This window comes from Bradyrhizobium sp. SPXBL-04, from assembly GCF_051853035.1.
In the GTDB taxonomy this organism is placed as follows: Bacteria; Pseudomonadota; Alphaproteobacteria; order Rhizobiales; family Xanthobacteraceae; genus Bradyrhizobium; species Bradyrhizobium zhanjiangense.
In genome coordinates, this window is sequence record NZ_CP182472.1 from 1,339,453 (window position 1) to 1,357,280 (window position 17,828).

11 protein-coding genes are annotated in these 17,828 nt (G+C 59.5%); 8 read left to right on the forward strand and 3 right to left on the reverse strand.

The features are described from left to right. The first annotated feature begins 61 nt into the window (after nucleotides 1-61). The 3 genes from ACNJX8_RS06355 (at nucleotide 62) to ACNJX8_RS06365 (ending at nucleotide 3,885) form a co-directional block, all read left to right on the forward strand. Nucleotides 62-2,038: an ATP-dependent helicase gene (locus ACNJX8_RS06355; RefSeq protein WP_439410311.1), complete on the forward strand. Its 1,977-nt coding sequence runs from the start codon at nucleotides 62-64 to the stop codon at nucleotides 2,036-2,038. A 402-nt stretch (nucleotides 2,039-2,440) separates the two neighbouring features. Continuing rightward, nucleotides 2,441-3,178, forward strand: coding sequence for a DUF5131 family protein (locus ACNJX8_RS06360; RefSeq protein WP_439359937.1), 738 nt, complete (start codon nucleotides 2,441-2,443; stop codon nucleotides 3,176-3,178). Between the two features lie 299 nt (nucleotides 3,179-3,477). Further along, nucleotides 3,478-3,885: a hypothetical protein gene (locus ACNJX8_RS06365; protein WP_439359938.1), complete on the forward strand. Its 408-nt coding sequence runs from the start codon at nucleotides 3,478-3,480 to the stop codon at nucleotides 3,883-3,885. A 208-nt stretch (nucleotides 3,886-4,093) separates the two neighbouring features. Here the strand turns inward: ACNJX8_RS06365 and ACNJX8_RS06370 are convergent, their stop codons facing one another. From ACNJX8_RS06370 to ACNJX8_RS06380, 3 genes are all read right to left on the reverse strand, one after another. After that, nucleotides 4,094-7,648 carry an AAA family ATPase gene (locus ACNJX8_RS06370; RefSeq protein ID WP_439359939.1) on the reverse strand — a complete coding sequence of 1,185 codons (3,555 nt, stop codon included), beginning with the start codon at nucleotides 7,646-7,648 and terminating at the stop codon, nucleotides 4,094-4,096. A gap of 4 nt (nucleotides 7,649-7,652) precedes the next feature. After that, the gene (locus tag ACNJX8_RS06375) at nucleotides 7,653-8,918 is read right to left on the reverse strand and encodes a metallophosphoesterase family protein (protein ID WP_439359940.1); all 1,266 of its coding nucleotides are present in this window, start codon (nucleotides 8,916-8,918) and stop codon (nucleotides 7,653-7,655) included. A 137-nt stretch (nucleotides 8,919-9,055) separates the two neighbouring features. Beyond that, entirely contained in the window at nucleotides 9,056-9,199 is a 144-nt protein-coding gene (locus ACNJX8_RS06380; RefSeq protein WP_439359941.1) for a hypothetical protein, read from the reverse strand. 137 nt (nucleotides 9,200-9,336) lie between these two features. Here ACNJX8_RS06380 and ACNJX8_RS06385 point away from each other — a divergent pair, with 137 nt between their 5' ends. The 5 genes from ACNJX8_RS06385 to ACNJX8_RS06405 all read left to right on the forward strand — a co-directional run bounded on the left by ACNJX8_RS06385 (nucleotide 9,337) and on the right by ACNJX8_RS06405 (nucleotide 17,823). Beyond that, complete coding sequence (locus ACNJX8_RS06385) at nucleotides 9,337-10,257, forward strand: WYL domain-containing protein (protein ID WP_439361820.1); 921 nt, start codon at nucleotides 9,337-9,339, stop codon at nucleotides 10,255-10,257. Nucleotides 10,258-10,497: 240 nt separating this feature from the next. Next, complete coding sequence (zorA, locus tag ACNJX8_RS06390; RefSeq protein ID WP_439410312.1) at nucleotides 10,498-12,534, forward strand: anti-phage ZorAB system protein ZorA; 2,037 nt, start codon at nucleotides 10,498-10,500, stop codon at nucleotides 12,532-12,534. Nucleotides 12,535-12,540: 6 nt separating this feature from the next. After that, a complete protein-coding gene (locus ACNJX8_RS06395) occupies nucleotides 12,541-13,440 on the forward strand; it encodes an OmpA/MotB family protein (RefSeq protein WP_439359944.1) in 900 nt (299 codons plus the stop codon). Further along, on the forward strand, nucleotides 13,437-14,828 hold the full coding sequence (locus tag ACNJX8_RS06400) for an EH signature domain-containing protein (protein ID WP_439359945.1): 1,392 nt from the start codon (nucleotides 13,437-13,439) through the stop codon (nucleotides 14,826-14,828). The genes ACNJX8_RS06395 and ACNJX8_RS06400 overlap by 4 nt, the downstream gene beginning before the upstream one ends. Nucleotide 14,829: 1 nt before the next feature. Beyond that, the gene (locus ACNJX8_RS06405; RefSeq protein ID WP_439359946.1) at nucleotides 14,830-17,823 is read left to right on the forward strand and encodes a DEAD/DEAH box helicase; all 2,994 of its coding nucleotides are present in this window, start codon (nucleotides 14,830-14,832) and stop codon (nucleotides 17,821-17,823) included. Nucleotides 17,824-17,828 lie beyond the last annotated feature (5 nt).

The following is a 17,828-nucleotide window of genomic DNA, read 5'->3' on the forward strand; positions in this document are numbered from 1 at the left end:
GCTTCGCGAGAAAACGAATCTGTAAAGGGTCGGCAGTCGAATATCTCACGAAGGAAAAATCATGACTCTCGACCATCTGAAACATATGAACAAAACGCAGCGCGCTGCTGTTGTGCATGGATACAAGTCTGACCCGGCAAGGCCCGGTCGGCCGCTACTGATCATCGCCGGAGCAGGAACTGGAAAAACAGAGACATTGTCGAACCGGGTTGTTCATTTTCTGGCAAGCGGAGTGAGCCCTGACAATATCTTGTTGCTCACGTTCACGAGAAAGGCGGCGCACGAAATGACCCGCCGCGCGATTGCCACGGCTGGCCGTATCCTAGGCACGAATGTCGGTGAGATCCCATACTCAGGCACATTCCACGCTGTCGGCGCGCGGTTCGTCCGAGAATTTGCGGAGCAATTGAGCTTGTCCCCTAATTTCACGATCAAGGACAGAGGCGACAGCGCCGACCTGCTCGATATGGTTAGACACAAGCTCGGTTTCTCGACTTTGGACGTGAATTTTCCAGACAAGAACCAATGTCTCGAAATCTACTCATACAAAATCAATGCCTGCATGCCTCTGAAGGAGGTCCTGACGACGAAGTATCCGACGAGCAAGAAGTGGACCAGCCAGCTTCGGCAACTGTTCGCTGAGTACCGAGCAGCAAAGCGCAAGCAGAACGTCTTCGATTACGACGACCTGCTGGTTTACTGGGTGAAGATGCTGAACAAGCCCGACATTGCCAAGCGGCTGCGGACCCGTTTCAGCCACGTGCTGGTGGACGAATACCAAGACACCAACCGTCTTCAGGCCAAGATCCTCTTCGGCCTCAAACCTGATGGCCGAGGCGTCACCGTTGTCGGCGACGATGCCCAAGCGATCTATTCGTTCAGGGCGGCCACGGTCGAAAACATTCTCGATTTCCCTCAGGTGCTGCCGAAGGTCCGGGTTATCAACCTCGAACAGAACTACCGTTCGACAAACCAGATCCTCAAAGCGTGCAATGCGGTCATCAACCTTTCGACGCGTGCATATGCCAAGAATCTCTGGTCCGACCGGTCGAATTTGGGCAAGCCAAGGCTCGCCGTTGTCGAGAACGACACGGCACAAGCCACTTATATCGCCAGCCAGATTCTTCGCGCAAAGGAGGAGGGCATTCCATTTCGTGCCCAAGCCGTCTTGATGCGCTCGTCTCACCACAGCCAGAAGCTCGAAATCGAGCTGACGAAGCGCAACATACCGTTCGAGAAGTGGGGTGGCGTCAAGTTTCTCGAAGCTGCCCACATCAAGGACGTGCTCAGCCTGTTACGTTGGCTGGAAAATCCGCGTGATGAAGTGGCCGCTATGAGAGCCTTGAAGCTGCTGCCGGGCATCGGTCCGAGCGCAGCCATGAAGGTGATAGGGCGACTAGAAGGACGGATGGGGCGGCTGGTGCTCAGAGACGCCGACCAACCTCGCGGGTGCGGCGATCATTGGGGGCAATTCGTTCGGTTGATAAGGCGTCTGCAGAAACGGCCCTGGAAGGCCAGCCTGCCGGAGGTGGTGAAATGGTATCTGCCGCTGATGAAGCACGACAATCCCGAGCTTCGTGCGGCAGACCTTGGTCAGCTCTGCATTGTCGCGAGCAGCTATAGCTCGCGTGAGCAGTTTCTTGTAGAGGTCACTCTCGAGCCGCCAGAAGGCACAGTCGGCCCGAACAAGCCGGGCCGGTCGGATGATGATTGTCTGGTCCTCTCGACGATTCACTCTGCCAAAGGCCAAGAATGGGACCACGTTTACCTCTTGAACGCGGTGGATGGTTGCATCCCATCGTCGAGGGCCAAGACGCCAGCAGAGGTCGAAGAAGAGCGGCGACTCCTATATGTCGCAATGACGAGGGCAAAGAACCGCCTATCGTTGATGGTGCCGCAACGCGTCTTTTCGTGGCGGCAGAACTCCAGCGTCGTCGATCTGTTCACGCGGCGTAGCCAATTCATCCCGCGGACGGCAGAGAAGCTGTTTGTCGTCCGTGCGGCTTCTGGCAGACCACAGACCAGACGAGCATCGTGATCTGAACAGAGCTGGAGCGACTGGCGCGCCGCGGCCGGAGTCCGCGGGGCGCTGGATCGGCTTTGGCTGCGCTGCCGCCGACGACCTTAGGTGATCGCACGGAAAGAGGCGATAGCGATTGGAAAACACCCTGCCGCCACGCGCCGTCGCAACTGACCTTCTGATCAATTATCAACTGGGACGAATTCCGGTGTGCAGAGCGTGCAGCACGGTGAGCGCAGACAGGCTACCCGCTATCGCGGCAGCGCTTCCGATTGAGGTGCAGGCATTCGCGGAGGCGTGCATGGCGGCACAGGCGAAATGTCATCGGGTGGCTTCGGAAGTCGAACTTGTAAACGATGACCGAAGCGTCCTGCTTCACTTCTCAAGAGAGAAGAAACCTCTACCGAACGAGTTCATGCCATGGCAAACAACACAACAATCGAATGGACGGACACCACTTGGAATCCGGTAACGGGTTGCACGAAGATTAGCGCGGGCTGCGACAATTGCTACGCGGAACGCTTTTCGGAACGCTTTCGGGGGACTCTCGGACATGCGTTTGAAGGCGGCTTTGACTTGATGCTCCGGCCCGAGCGGGTCGATCAGCCCCTCCACTGGCGCAAGCCCAGGATGGTCTTCGTCAATTCGATGAGCGACCTGTTTCACAAGGATATTCCTGATGCGTACATTTCGCGCGTTTGCGACACCATGGAGCAGGCGAAATGGCACACGTTTCAGGTTCTTACTAAGCGATCATCCTTGATGCGGAATTTTCTGAAGCGGCGATACGGGGAGGGATGCGGGCCGACCCATATTTGGTTTGGGGTTTCTGTTGAAGACGGCGGCAAGCTAAGCCGCATTCGCCACTTGCAGGAAGCTCCGGCCGGAGTGCGGTTTCTCTCAATCGAACCGCTCGTCGGCCGAATTGGCAAGCTCGACCTCACGGGCATCGATTGGGTAATTGTCGGAGGGGAGAGTGGGCCTCGGGCGCGTCCTATGAACGCTGATTGGGTTCGGGAGATACGGGACCAATGCGTCGACAGCTCGGTCGCGTTCTTCTTTAAGCAATGGGGCGGCTTCAGGCCAAAATCGGGTGGGCGCGACCTCGACGGCGCAGAGTGGAGCCAATTCCCGATTGTGAGATCTGCGATCCAGTGAGGGCGCATGAACTGGTGCAGCACTGATACAGTGGCGCGCTTCGCTCGCCGTTTGCGATAGCGATAGTGACCGCGGGCTGTCGCCCGCGGATACGTGCTGACTGATTGAGAGACTGCTCATCAGTCTCGGCGGGGCGCCGCAGCAATGAGGGCAGTATTCGGGGCCATGACCGCGACTGATAAGGAAAGGGGAAGGTCGATACTAGGTCGGACGCATAGGTCGAAATCAATCTTGTAAAGTAGTTCGCAACGACAAAGCCCGTTGTGAATCTCACTCCTATCAAAGATTGGAATGTCAAAATGAAATCGAAAAAGAAGCAGAAAAAGTTGCGCGGCCAATTTCTATCTGGGCATGCGCTGTGGGCTGAAGTTAAGCATGCTTCGGAGTTGTTGCAACAATCGCATTTCAGGGCCTATAGCTTGTACGAAGACATTGCCGGCCTTCAAGTTTCGATAGAGAACGCTGTGGTCCACTTAGAAGAATTAGCTAAGGCCACGGACGAAGAGGATGTGAATTTAGAAAAGCAGAAGAAAATACGCGCGATGTTGGAGAGAATCCGGAAATATTATCGCCAAATGGATAGCGCCAGTGAGCCTTTCTCGTTTATGCAAATCGCTGAAGATCTACTACGAGCGATGGATGAGCTTGCGCAAGAGCTTGATGTGCCGTTGCGGGCGGTAAAAAAGTTGGTCCACTATTGTGAATGAGTGTAGTCGCTAGTGCGCGACGTTGGACATTCGTTGCTCACGTCGGCTCTAGTTGGCGAAGTTGGTATCAAAGCAGGCCGAGCCAAGTTTCGGCTCGGCCTGCCTTTCGATTGTTCCTTCGATTGCTCGTACCGACAAGGGCCTTCGCAGAAACGTTATCAGTTCTGAAACTGGATAGGATTTGAGAGACATCTTATAAGTCCTGTTGCTAGGCGGCTTGTGACCGCGGCGCTGCCGGGTTCGCGGCCACCGGCAGCGTAGCGCCGGCAATCGGGACACCTAAGGCTTTTCGTGCAACCTCCAGCAGATGCTCGTGGTGCGTGAAGAACAGTACTTGCGTCTTCTTGGCCAGCTCGCCCAACACGCGGAAGCCCGCCGCGGCGCGCTTGTCGTCGAAGTTGATAAACAGATCGTCCGCGATGAACGGCATGGGCTCGGCGTGGTCGAGATAGTCCTCGACCGCCGCGATGCGGAGCGCGAGATAGAGTTGGTCGGCCGTGCCGGAACTCATTCCGGCGACCGCCACCCGGCTGCCGTCGTCGCGGATGCCGGCGAGCTGCACGTTGTCGTGGTCGTCGAATTCGAGCTGGAGGGTTTTGAACGATCCGCAGGTGAGCATGGCGAACAGTTCGCCCGCGCGCTTGAGCAACGGCGCCTGCTTTTCGCGCCGGTAGCGGTCGATCGCCCATTGCAACAACACGATGGCTGAGCGCAGCCGGACGTATTGTTCGGCAATCTCTGAAATTTCGGCAAGCGCCGCTTGGCGATCCGCCGCGTCCCTCGCCGCCTTGTCGTCTCCGCCGATGGCCTCGAAGGCCTGGCGTGCGGTGTTGCGGATTTCGCGCGCCTCCATCAGGCGGTTACGCAATCCCTGCACTTCGTCGTTGATCGTCTGCTCTTTCGCGGCGGTGGCGTCGAGATCGATGTCTGCGCACTCGGCGGTCAAGTCCGCGACCGAGAGGCCATCTCCATCCTGCGTCAGCGCTTTGGTGAGGCGATCCAATTCCGCCGTCAGCGCACGCATCTCATCCGAGCGCCGGATCGCAATGCGAAGGTCGTCGATGGCTGAGACCGAAGCCGTCCGCTGCAAACGCGCGATAATGTCGCGGGCTTCGGCGCTCGATGCGCGGCATTCCTCAATCTTCTTCTGCACGCCGCCGATGTCTGCCTCTTTGGCGGCCTTGAGATCGCGAACGCGCGCGGCCTCGGCTGCGAGCCGATCGAGCTCCAAGACAGCTTCCTCGGCATCGGTGCCGTGCAGGTGCGGCGCGATGGCTTGCGCCAAGGCGGCTACGTCGGCCTCGAATGTCGTCGTATCCCTTTCGATCTTTTCGATCCGCTCATGTCTCAGGTCATTGATGCGGACCGCCGCCTCGCGCATATCGTCGATGGCATTGATTTGGGCTTCCGCGGTCTCGGGGGCGGCCGTCAGGGGGAATTGCAGCGCCTTGAGAGCTGACGTCCAATCGGCCGTCCATGCTTTCCATTCGCCGTCTGCTTTTTCCAGATCCTTGCGCTTGCGCGTCAAGGCGCCTGCCGCCTTGTGATGCGCGGCATCAAGATCGCGCCGGGCTTTGGCGGCCGTCTCATGCGTGCGTTCTACCGTCGCGGCCGCCTCCACGACCAGAAGAAGTGGCTGGCCGGCCAGCGCAGCCGTAGAGGTGCCGAGTGCATCAAGTTCGATAAGGACGAGTCGCTTGGCCTCGGCTGCACGCTGCTGGCAATCGCCGGTATGCCGCTCGGCTGCACCGCGTTCAGCGATGAGCTTCAGGATTTCGGAGCGCGCGCGCAGCCACTCGATCATCACGTCGGGGGTCTCGGGCGCCACGAAGACTCCAGCCCAAAGTTTGGCCCAGGCAACATTGAGCGTCGTGCGCTCTTCCTCCAGCGCCGTCTCCTCCAGGCCCAAGGACTCCAGCAAATCCTCCTGCTCGCTGATCTGCCGCCCAATCACCGCGAGTTGCGCGGCCGCGCCGGCATGCTCGAAGCGCCGATCCGCAGCCGCATCCGCAACCCGGATCGCGGTCTCGAAGTCTTCCGCGAGCGCACCCGACGGGGAAAAGTCCGCGATCTCATCTTCCGGAACCACGGCGCCCTCAAGATGGTGCCGCCGGATAATCGACCAGCCCGCATCTCGCCGGCTGCGCAAGCGTTCAAGGTGATCGGCCGCGACGACTTGTTCGTCGGTGACAAGGCGCTCATGGGCTTTGAGATGCCGGGCGCGTTCTTGCTGCGCATGGCGGATGCGTTCGCGGCAGGTCTGCTGCCGTTGTTCGAGGCCGCGGCAAGCGTCGCGGTGGACCTCAACGGCAGCCAGCGGCGGAACGGGCATCGACTCAAGATCGGCAGACTCCGCCACGGCCGGGCGCAAAAATTTCAGCGCGCGTTCAATCGCGGCCTGCGCCTCCTGCTCGTCGCGCTTGGAATTGGCGATCTGGCCGGTCAGGTCGCCGAGTTCGCGGACGGCTTTGATGGCCATTGCGAGCTTGGAAACATCTGTCAGCGCGCCGAGCGCCTCGATATCGGCCCCGATCTCGGCGAGTTCCTCTTGCGCTTCGGAGACGGCCGCTTTTGCATTCTCGACCGCGCCCGATTGCGCGCCCAGCCGATTGAGCAAGCCGCGAAGCGCGGCCACTTTGGCCTTAGCGGGAATCCGCGCGATCACCTGCTCGACGTTACCGTTCCATTCGAGTTCGGCGGCGAGTCGAAGGAGCGCGGCCTCGGCCGCCGCCAATTCGGCGCGGCGCTTGGGAAGATCGGCTTTGCCAGCCCGGGCCTGGATCCGGCGATCACGAAGTTGCGTGATGTCTTCGGCGCGCCCGAGCAAGCCGTCATCAAAGTGGAGCGCTGCCCGTTCAGCCTCAAGGACCGCGATCTGCTCGCTCAACGCGGCGATGCGCGCAGTGGCCGCGCCTTCATCGGCCGCCGCCTTCTCCAGAATATTGGCAGCATCGGCATCGAACGCGATCACCGTCCCGAGCGTCTCAATGGCGCTTCGCGTCTCCGCGCGTTTTCGCACGTCGCGGCAAACGCGGCGGATGCGGTTGAGCCTGCGCAGCTCCGCTGATTTGATCTCGATTTCCTGCTCGATAGCGGTGTGAGCATCGTTCGATGTCTCGAAGGCGCTCTTGAGCAACTGCCACTTGCTCGTGGTCACGACATTCTCGCGCAAACCGGCTTCGGCGGCCTTCAAGCGTTCTTCTGCCTGGAAATACTTGCGGTGCGCCGCGCGGCGCGAGGCCCAAAGCGCATCGGCTTCAGCCTCCATGGCCTTAAGTGTCTCACGCAGGCCCGTGATGCCGGCGCTTGCCGAGAATAGCATTTGGCCGACATCGTCTTGGGCTTGCAAGATGTCCTTGCCGCCCTGCTGCAGGCGTGGGTGATCGAGGCTGAACATCCGCGTGTAGAAGCGGCGATCCGCGCCCGCGAGAAATGGGGCGAGTGCCCCCTCGCCCGACGGGACGGGCATGTCGTCATCGCCCAGCAGTGTGTCCTTGTTGCCTTTGCGGCGGCGCACTTTGAGTGTCTCAACTCCCTTCTCCAGGAGCGCTCCCACCCGCATGGCGTTGTATTCGTGCAGGAAGTTGCGCGGTGAATTGGCCGGGATGCCGAAAAGCAAATCTTCGACACCGCCCATGGTCGTGGACTTGCCGGCTTCATTCTCGCCCAGCAGCATCTGGAAGTCCGGCTTCCCAGCCGGAAGGTCGATGGTGGCGTTCGTGAAATGCCCGTACTTGAGAAGATCGAGCTGTCGGATGCGCATCGGATTACACCTTCTCCGTTGCCAAGCGTGCGTCGAGATACGCGCCGGCATGCGTGATGACGCCCGCGATGTCGGCATCAATGGCGGCCTTCAATGCCGCGTCGCTCGACTCCGCTCGGATATCGTGGGGCAACTTGCGGACGAGATCGCCAAGCTCCGACGCGAGCCGCGCCTGAAGCTCGGCGTCGCCCCTGGCGCCCTGGATTATCCGCTGCAAATCGCCCAGAGCATCCTTGCGGGAGGCTGAGGCGTCAGGGCTTGCGGTTGCGATAACGAGGCGCTCGATCCAGGCCGTCTCTTCGCCCAAGCCCAAAGCGGCGGCCCGCGCCTCCGCAAGGAGGCGATCCGCCGATGCGAGCAACTCGCCGTGCAGATTTGTCCGCCCGGTCAACTCAATCCTGCAGGCCAGAAGGCGGCCTTGCGCGTCGCGCGCCACGGCGTCCTCGATCGCCGCGCGCACGCAATCGATGGCGTCGGCCGATGCGTTACAAGAGCCCACCGGCACCGGCAAATGAATCCAACGCACGCAATCCACGTGAAGCGGCGAGATCGCCTCGACCTGGCCGTCCTCGACCGCAACAAGCGATGCTCCTTTGGGGCCGGCTTCCCGGATGTGCCGGCCTTGCAGATTGCCGCAGAAGACGACATGCGGCCGCTCGTTGAGAACGGCGGCTTGATGCACATGCGCTAGTGCCCAATACTCGTAGCCCTTGTTGATCAAATCCTCGATGGCGCACGGCGCATAGTTTGCGTGCCCCTGCATCCCGCCCAAGCCGGTGTGCAAGACGCCGATATTGAAACAACCGGCGATCGGCGCAGGATAAGCCGTGACCAAATTGTCCGTCATGTCGCGCTGGCGGAAGCTTTGGCCGTGAAGGGCCACTCCAAGATGCTGGAGGCGGAACGTCTCGGGCTTGCGCGCAGAAAACACACTTACATTAGCCGGCATAGTCAGCCGGCGGGTGATCTGGCTTTCTGCGTCGTGGTTGCCATACAGCAGGAAGACCTGAATGCCGGCCTGGGCGAGCCGGCCCATCTGCTTCACGAAGAAAAGGCCAGTCTGATAATCACGCCAATCGCCGTCATAGAGATCGCCAGCGATGATCATGAAGTCCACTTGCTCCTCGATCGCCTGGCCGACGAGATTGTCCAGCGCCACGCGCGTCGCGGTGCGGATTCGTTCGGCCGCCGCGCCTTGTTGCCCGGAAAGGCCCTTCAAGGGGCTGTCGAGGTGGATGTCGCCGGTGTGAATGAAGCGAAACGACTGCAAGACAATGTTCTCCCAAATCCGAACGGCGGCGACCTTCTGTGAGTGACGGCGCCACCGGCTCGCCCCTATAGGGTGTGCGAAAGCTCCCGTAGTTTTCACGAGGCGTTGGACGAAAATCTTTCTACGAGCCTACGCGACTACTTCTTGTTCGGACGCTGGGTCAGCGCCGAACCTGCAGCGGTCTTCGCCGCTTTGCTGCTCTTGGGGTCCCGGAGGACTTTGGAGGCAGCGCTCGCCGCCTTTTTGCTGGTGACTTCCCGGTTCGATCCGCGCTTGGCCATTGTCTTTCCTCTTCAATTTCCGGCTCGCTGGATTGACGAGCGACCTTTATAGCAATATAAACTATACCAGTACTGTATATATGTCCATATATTTTTTATCTGGATCGTATTTTTATGTGTATCCGGAGGCTGAGTTGATGACAGAAGGCGCTGCGGCGTTGAAATGGGGTGTGGAGCGCCGGCTCGAGTTCATCGAGTTTCGGCTGTACTGGGAGGGTGGGGTCAACCGCTCGGACATCATTGAGATGTTCGGCGTCTCCGTCCCGCAAGCGTCGAAGGATCTGACGCTCTATCAGGACCGCGCGCCGCAGAATGCGATCTATGACAAGAGCGCGAAACGCTACGTCGCGGGTCCGCAATTCGCGCCGCTTTTTTTGAAGCCCGATCCGGACAGTTATCTCTCGCGTCTTCGTTCGCTCGCCGAGGGACTTTCCAATTCCGACGACTCCTGGATCGCCAATCCACCCCAGACGGACATCGCTCTAACGCCGCGGCGGGATGTCGATCCGATCGTGCTGCGAGCAATCATCGGAGCAATTCGCGAAATCCGCTCCATCGAAATCTACTACCAGTCGATGAACCGGGAGCGTGCCGATCCGATGTGGCGGCGAATGACGCCGCACGCATTTGGCTATGACGGTTTTCGCTGGCACGCTCGCGCCTACTGCCATCTCGACCATAAGTTCAAGGACTTCTTGCTGCCTCGCATTCTCGATGCGGGCGACATCGGTGCGCCGGGCCTGGGTGGCGAGCGGGATGCCTTGTGGCACGAAACTTTCGAGATAGAAATCGGTCCCCATCCCCGTCTGACGCCTAGCCAGCGCGCCGTCGTGGCGAAGGATTACGGGATGATCAACGAGCGTGTCGTTCTCACGGTACGCTACGCCATGTTGTTCTATGTCCTGAAGCGCCTCGGACTACTCGGCGATGCAACTCAGTCAGATCCGCGCAGCCAACATATCGTGGCGCTAAACGCAACGGAGACAGCGCGCGCGCTGAAACGATCAGAGATCGAGTTTGATGAGATCGACAGGGCTCCGAAGCGCGGGGGAACTTGACGCTCCGCGACCCGGCTTGCCCGCAGGACAGACGATGATTTGAAGTGATTGATCACATTCATTCTTTTCCTTTCAGCCTTGACGACAAGTCCAGGTTGCAATGATATCGGCCTGTGGCGGCGCCGGCACGTCGGGGCAAGACAGATCTTCTCGCCGGAGGACGCAGCAGAGCCATCTTGGTTTTGGTCTTGCGGTCCCCGCGGCCCTGACAGGGCCGGCGAGGATTGAACTGAAGTCCAGTTGTCTATCGAAAACGGAAATGTAGTTTCCGCGATTATCATGGGGGCGGGGTTGGGTTTTTTCGGTTCATCGTTGCTTTGGCGTAGCTGGTTCCGCATTGCGCTCTTCTGGGGCATCTTCGCGGCCACTCTAACAGTGTTGGCCCGAGTTGCGCCTTTCTCGGAATGGGGTCACGTTCTGGAGGTATTCCGCGAAGTCGGCAATGGCGACATCGAGCACGTCGCGGAGCGGAGCTTCGCGTTCGCGCTGTCTTCGGGAATAGCTCAAATCGCCATCGCTTTGGCCGTGGCCTTCTTCGTCTCTCACGTACTCCTGCTGCGTGCCACTCTGAGAGGCGCCAGGGGCATTCTCGGACGTCCCCGTGATTTTGCGGGCTTCGCTCAGGCATTCGACAGGATTTCAGGTCGTTTCGAGCGCAACGCCGTGGTGGGGCATGGATGGCGGCAATTCGCGGCGACGGTCATCCGAGAAGACAACGTCGTACGGTATACCGTACGTCCTCAAACCTACATCAACTTGGCCGACGCTCGCGGTGAGCTTTTCGGGCTCAAGATGATGGGCTCAATTCCGGGCTACTTCGTCGGGCTCGGACTATTGTTGACGTTCATCGGGCTCGTTCTGGCGTTGAATCTCGCCGCGGGTAGTACCGCTGCCGGCTCGGCCGAGGCGATGACCGCTTCTCTGAACGAGCTGCTTGCCGCGGCCACATTCAAGTTTTCGACCTCGATCGCAGGCCTGGGTGCATCGTTAGGTCTGGCCCTGGCGTTCCGAACGTATCAGATATGGATCGAAGGCGCCTTCGAGGGCCTCGCCCGCTCGATTGAGCAACGAATGCTTTACTCTCCGCCCCAGCGCATCGCAGAGGAATCCCGTCAGATACTCGCCGCGCAACGGGATCAGTTGAAGGAGATAAACAGCGAGCGCTTCTTTGCTCGCTTGGGAGAAACCGTAGCCCCGGCGCTAGGAAACGCGATAACTCAAGCCGTCGGTCCGCTCTCCGATCGTCTCGAACGTACGACGGAGGAACTCGCGCGAACCTCCCGGACAGGCGCGGATGCCTTGGTCCAGAATTTCGTCGACCGACTTGACCAAGGTGCCAGCCGGGAGATGCAAGAGATCGTCGGTGCGCTCAAGAGCCTCCGTGACTCGCTGGACAGAACTCAAAACAACCTTTCGGGTTCGGGAGACGACTTCTCAAACAAGCTGACCCAGGCAGCGGAAGCGATCGGCAGCGTGCTCGCGCAGGCGAGTCAGAACCTCAGCGGCTCCGCGGCCGATGTCGCAAAGTCGGTTCAGACCGGCCTGGCTCAGGTGATTGGAAGCCTTGAAACGCAATCGCAGGGCTTCGGAAATACGCTCACGGGCTTGCAGCAACGGCTTGCCGACAAGTTGGAAGAAAGTACTCAGCGATCCGTTACGGCGGGACAGGACGCAGCCGCGGCCGTACACGCGGGAATAGATGAAGTCGTTAGAGTGCTGCGGAGCGACATCGCCGCTCTTTCCGAAACCCTGCGTTCTGTCTCTTCGGCGCTTTCCGGGCAGACCACACAAATCGAGACCATCAGCGACCGTTCGAGAGACACGGCCGATGCCTTCACACGGGTGGCGAGCGAAGTTCGATCGGCAAGCCAGCCGCTCTTGACGAGTTCGGCTCGAGTCGCCGATTCGACCGAGCGGATGAGCGCGTCCATGGCGGAATCCGTGCAGGCGCTCTCAACCTCGCAAAATTCTGCCGACAAGCTCGCGGAGAAGCTTTCGGAGCATCTCGATCAGATCGCGCGGGTTTGGGACCAGTACGAAGCGCGATTCAAATCGGTCGATGAAGACCTGGGGAATGCCGCGGACCGCTTCCACGAGGAAGTATCGAGACACCAGGAAGCAATGCGCGGCTTCGTCAAGCAGATCGACGATCACACCGGGGCAATTTTGGGCAAGATCAACGCTGCGGTGGGGAATTTGTCCGAAAGCGTCGAGACTCTCAACGAGACGCTCGACGGTTTTGTGCAGGCAATGACGCCCCGTGAAGCTGCCGAGTAAGGCGATATGACCTACCACGAGGCAACAGGCGAATTCGTGTCCGAAAGGCCATCCGACGCTCACGGGGATGACGAAAACTACTTCATCTCGATGACGGATATGATGGTCGGGATGTTATTCATCTTCATCATCATGCTCATGAGTTTCGCCCTCCTGTTTCGGCAGCAGACTGATGTCCAAGTGGCGAAGACCAAGGTGCAGTCGACGAAGATCGAGGTAGCGGAATCGGTAGGACGAGAGCTCGACGAAACGGAGTCACGGATCCGGAAGCGGCTTGATGAAATCCGCGAGGCGAGTGCGCTGCGCTTGCGTCTTCTTACCGAAGTCCGGGATCAATTAAGCAGAGAAGGCCTTACTGTCGAGATATCGCCGTCAGGCGATGTCCTCCGACTGACGGAGGCTGCGGTCCAATTCCCAGTCAATAATTTCGCCCTTCTAGGAGACGCCAAGAAAAACGTCGGAAAGATCGCCAGGGTATTGGCTCGAGTTCTGCCAGGTTATTCGATTTGCCTGCGCTCGCGCGCGAGGTCAGCGTGCCGGTCCTCGGATCAAGCCTCCGTCGAAACTGTCTTCATCGAGGGGCACACGGATGAGACGGGGAATGACGATCAAAATTGGTCATTGTCGGCTCAGCGTGCCGCTAGCACCTATCGCGAGCTCACCGCGATCGCCCCAGAACTTCGAAAGTTAATCAATCGGCGTGACGAAGAGATTCTATCGATTTCGGGTTATTCGTCGACCCGACCGATTGATCCTTCCGGTACAGCGGCCGCCTGGGGGAAGAATCGTAGAATAGACCTGCGGTTCGTCATGGATACCGATCCGAGCTCCGGGTTGGAAGAGGTGCGAGCTCTTCTTCAGAAGATGAGGATCGCCATTCAGGAGCTGAAAGGGCGGTCCGAATGACCCTTCGTGCCGCTTTGACGACGAGGAAAAGGTCTCTCCCACTGCTGACCGAGCCGACTGCAGTGTCGCGGCTTCTTGCGGAGCTGTCGTCGATGCCGACAGGTGAATCTGCGAAGCCGGCCGCCGATCTGAACACCGTGGCGGAGAGGTTCATGCACCAACTCTCCCGAGGCAGAGAGCCGACGGTCGGAGACTGGAACAAGATCATGTGGTGTATTTGGAGCACGGAGCCGGCTATAGCCGAGCACAGCGAGGCGCTGGACAGCGTCCTTGCTCGAGTCGCGGAGATGCGACGCAAGCGGCCGTATCGCCAACTCGCCTCCGTCTACCTGTCCGAGTTCGCGCCAGATCGGCCGCGGCTAGACCGTATATCGTACGTTCTCAGCAGCTTCGCGCCTGTCGCGGGAGAACCCTGGACGGGTCTCAATGCCCGATATGACGTATTCAACGGACCCGCGCCGATCGTCCAGATGGCGCGCGTCGCGCTCGGTAGGCAGATGAGCGTGCAGACGTTTCTGCAAGCGGTGGGGCTCTCGAATTCGTTTGCCGGGAGCGGCGTCGCGGGATTCATGCACGGTGCCGGGCTAACCGTATTGCGCGGTACTCCCATTACGGCGGCATCGGAGCGGCTCGATACCATCCGGCGGTGGTGCCTCGGACCGGATGAGAAACTCCTCTTCCCGGTCTGGGGAAAGGAAATGGCACGCGCACTGACACTACCATTCGGCAGCATGATTCCGGCTCAGGCCGACCGTGACCTGATTTCCGGTTTCCTCACCGCGCGCTTCGGCGATCCTCGCATCAATAGGGCTGCCTGGATCGGCTTGGATGATGTCTCGGATATTTTGAAGCGGTGGTTGACCGAGCAGTCGTTGCGACAGTTCTTCGACGTCGTCGACAGGATCGCGCCCGACGGTGCCTGGAAGTACAGGCGCAAATTCTGGCTGGCATTTCACAACCACGGCCTCATCAGGAACGCGTGGGTGGTCTTCGGCGATGACGGCGCGTTGGAAGCGCGAAGGGCATTCGGACGCGAAGCACTTTTCGGGGTGTTCGATAGGAGCGGTCGGAAGAGCATCCAACAGGGACATGCCGTGCTCCTGCTGGACTTCGGACAATGCATCGTCGCGGATTGGAGCTACAATGGATATTGCAATATCTGGCCCAACAGCAGCGCCACCAAGACGCCGAGCTTGAATCTTTCGTCATATAGCTCTGACGACGTCAGGCGCCCTTTGCCGGCTGATCGCACCGAGCAGAATCTGAGACAACACGACATCTTCGGCCATGGTGGTTCGGAGAACTATGTCTGGCAAAATCGTGTGGCTCGCAGATTGCAAGAGCTGACGGGCGTCCGCATCCAAGAAACCGAATATACGGTGCGTTGAGATGACGGCGATCTTCAAAACGATATTCGAGACGGACCGCGTCCGGGTTCGGGCGTTCGAAAAGCGTAGCTTCGGTCGGGTGAACGATATTCCACGCTCGAGTTGGCCCGCGGCCGGCTTGGACCGGGAAGCCCTTCTGGAATTGGAGGCTCTGGTCGACAACGGTGCGGCCAAATCGACGGACCGGGAAGTCTGGATATCTCCTGCGGACGCGGCGTCGTTCACGGACCGGATTTCTGTCGCACTCGGATTTCCGCCGCCCGCCGCGCTCGGACTATCGATAGCTTTGGATGGAAGAATCGAAGACGCCCGCGGCTTGCTGAAACTGCGTTGGACCGACAAGTGGGGGAGCGAGGTCCGGCCGAAGAGGGCGGGCTTGCTGTTGCAGTGGGGGGAGCAGGTTGGCCGTCTCACTTCGACCTTGTTTTCCCTGATCGGAGCGGTGGACGGCTACAATGAGACCGTCGGACGCGATCTCGAGCAGAGGGTGTCTACCTGGCTGCCGGTGCAAGACGCGCTAAGGAGGATCACGGGAGAGGAAGTACAGCGCGACGGCTTCCTTGAGACATTTACGCTTTATCAGGCGGGTGCCTTCGCTCTCGATGTCCGCGAGACCTCAAATGGAGTGGATTTCGCTCCTGTGCTGATGAGCCGGAATCGGGCTTTCGCTCTACAAGACGACGAGCCGAATGACGCCGCCGACATTGGTCCCGCCTCGGATCAATCCCACGAGTCAGGGGGGTGGAATGAGGCTTTGCTATCCGCAGAAGATCAGCGCTCGTTCGTCGAGCAAGCCATCGATGGAATGGATTCGGCGAAGGATGCCTATCAGGTTGGCCGAAATCGCTTCGTCCTCGTCGATCCGGCGCTGAAGCTTGCGCTGAACGTCCTGAAGAAAAAGCGAAAGGGATCTGAACAGGAGCGCCGCGAATTTGTTCGCAACCCCCGCGCCGCCATCGCTCACGCGTTGGAAAGCGTCGACGAAAAGGTCGTGCCTGGACAATTGTTCGTCGAGACCAAGCACTATTCGGACCGCGTGGAAGGGCTCGGGCTTTGGGAGCGCCCTCAACTTCCCTGGTTGACGCGGCGCCCTAATGCATGGCTGCCCGAAGCAGGATGGATCGTAGACGGGCCGGTCGAGGAACTCGCGCCGCTGAGCGTGGAGGAATTGGAGCAGGTCGAGAGGGATATTCAATCGGCCGAAATTCGCGGCGATGCGCACGTCGTCATTCGCGGTTGTCCCATTCCAATCGACTTTGCCCCAGAAGTTCTCGCAGACGAGCGTCGCCGATCGGCGGCGGCGCCGCAGGAGGACGACTCGACGTCGACGAGGACTCCCGCGGAAGACTGCGGCGGGGACCCCAAACAGCGACTGGTCCTCCTGATCAAGAAGACCAACTTCGACGGCGTCGAGTATGAACTCGAACGGAGGCAACGGACGGCGTTGATCGACATCGATGCGCCGCCGGCGGTGCGGATGGGGTCGACACCTCTCAAACCTCATCAGTCCGAGGGTTTTCAGTGGCTGGTCCAGGCTTGGAAAGCTGGCTGGCCGGGGGTTCTCCTTGCCGATGATATGGGGTTGGGCAAGACATACCAGGCGCTCGCGTTTCTCGCCTGGCTCAAGGCCAACGCGGCGGCTTTGCGTACTCAGGTCCCGACGCATGGGCCCTGCCTCATCGTTGCGCCGACGGCTCTGCTCAGAAATTGGGAGAAGGAGAGCCTCGACCGACTTTCCGACCTCGGCCTGGGACGTCGGATCGACGCCTATGGCAGCGCGCTCAAGCAGCTCAAGCTGCCGCGCTCCGCAGAGGGGAGGGATCAGGACACGCTCGACGTCGTTCGGTTGCGCGAAGCCGACTGGATACTGACTACCTATGAGACCCTGACCGATCACGAAAGATCGTTCGCGCGGATCGCCTATCCGGTCGTGCTTTTCGACGAGATGCAGAAGATCAAGTCGCCGGATACCCTCAACACGAAGGCGGCAAAAGCGCTGAATGCCGATTTCGTCATCGGCCTGACCGGTACCCCGATCGAAAATCGAATGGAAGATCTCTGGTGCTTGTTCGACCGACTAATCCCGGGATTCCTGGGTGACTTGAAAAGCTTCTCAAAAGCATTTCAGAAGGAGAATCGGGAGAGGCTGAGCGAGTTGAAGCGGTCGCTTGATTCCCCCCAGCAAACGGCGCCCCCGGTCATGAAGCGTCGGATGAAAGCCGATATCTTGGAAGGGCTTCCAGCGAAGCAGGAAAAAAAGTATCCGACCACGATGCCTGCGGCACAAGCTCAGGCATATCGAGAGTTGATCCAGGAAGCCCGCGGCAGCCGAGATCGATCCCCGGGTTTCATGCTCAAGGTGTTGCACGGAATGCGAGGCATTTCGCTGCACCCGGACGATCCCGCTTCGATCGATGTGACGAACAAGGCCCGGTTCGACATGTTCGTGCGCGGATCCGCTCGCCTGTCGACGACGGTCAGGCTGCTGGAGCAGATCGCCAGCCGAAAAGAGAAGGCCCTTCTTTTCATAGAAAACCTGGCTATGCAGGAAGTCCTTGCGCGGGGACTGGCCATTTCCTTCGGTCTGAACAGAAGGCCCCCGATCATCAATGGCTCCACGCCCGGTGAGCGTCGCTTGGCAATAGTCGAAAGCTTTGAGAAGTCGGGAAACGGGTTCGGAGTACTGATTCTTTCTCCAAAAGCGGCTGGCGTGGGTTTGAACATCGTTGCGGCAAACCACGTCATACACCTCAGCAGGTGGTGGAATCCGGCTGTCGAAGATCAGTGCAACGATCGCGCTTATCGGATCGGGCAAACGAAACCGGTCAACATCCACATCCCGATGGCTACCCACCCGGATTTGCCCAACGAGTCGTTCGACGAGGTTCTGGACAAATTGCTTGAGGCCAAGCGCAGATTGTCGCGCGACATGCTGACGCCGCCGACAAGCGACAGCGATGTTGAGAGCTTGTTCGGCGAGACCGTCAGGAATTGATCGCG

Coding starts and splice junctions, on each gene's coding strand:
- ACNJX8_RS06355 (WP_439410311.1), top strand. CDS start 62: ATGACTCTCGACCATCTGAAACATATGAACAAAACGCAGCGCGCTGCT.
- ACNJX8_RS06360 (WP_439359937.1), top strand. CDS start 2,441: ATGGCAAACAACACAACAATCGAATGGACGGACACCACTTGGAATCCG.
- ACNJX8_RS06365 (WP_439359938.1), top strand. CDS start 3,478: ATGAAATCGAAAAAGAAGCAGAAAAAGTTGCGCGGCCAATTTCTATCT.
- ACNJX8_RS06370 (WP_439359939.1), bottom strand. CDS start 7,648: ATGCGCATCCGACAGCTCGATCTTCTCAAGTACGGGCATTTCACGAAC.
- ACNJX8_RS06380 (WP_439359941.1), bottom strand. CDS start 9,199: ATGGCCAAGCGCGGATCGAACCGGGAAGTCACCAGCAAAAAGGCGGCG.
- ACNJX8_RS06385 (WP_439361820.1), top strand. CDS start 9,337: ATGACAGAAGGCGCTGCGGCGTTGAAATGGGGTGTGGAGCGCCGGCTC.
- ACNJX8_RS06395 (WP_439359944.1), top strand. CDS start 12,541: ATGACCTACCACGAGGCAACAGGCGAATTCGTGTCCGAAAGGCCATCC.
- ACNJX8_RS06400 (WP_439359945.1), top strand. CDS start 13,437: ATGACCCTTCGTGCCGCTTTGACGACGAGGAAAAGGTCTCTCCCACTG.
- ACNJX8_RS06405 (WP_439359946.1), top strand. CDS start 14,830: ATGACGGCGATCTTCAAAACGATATTCGAGACGGACCGCGTCCGGGTT.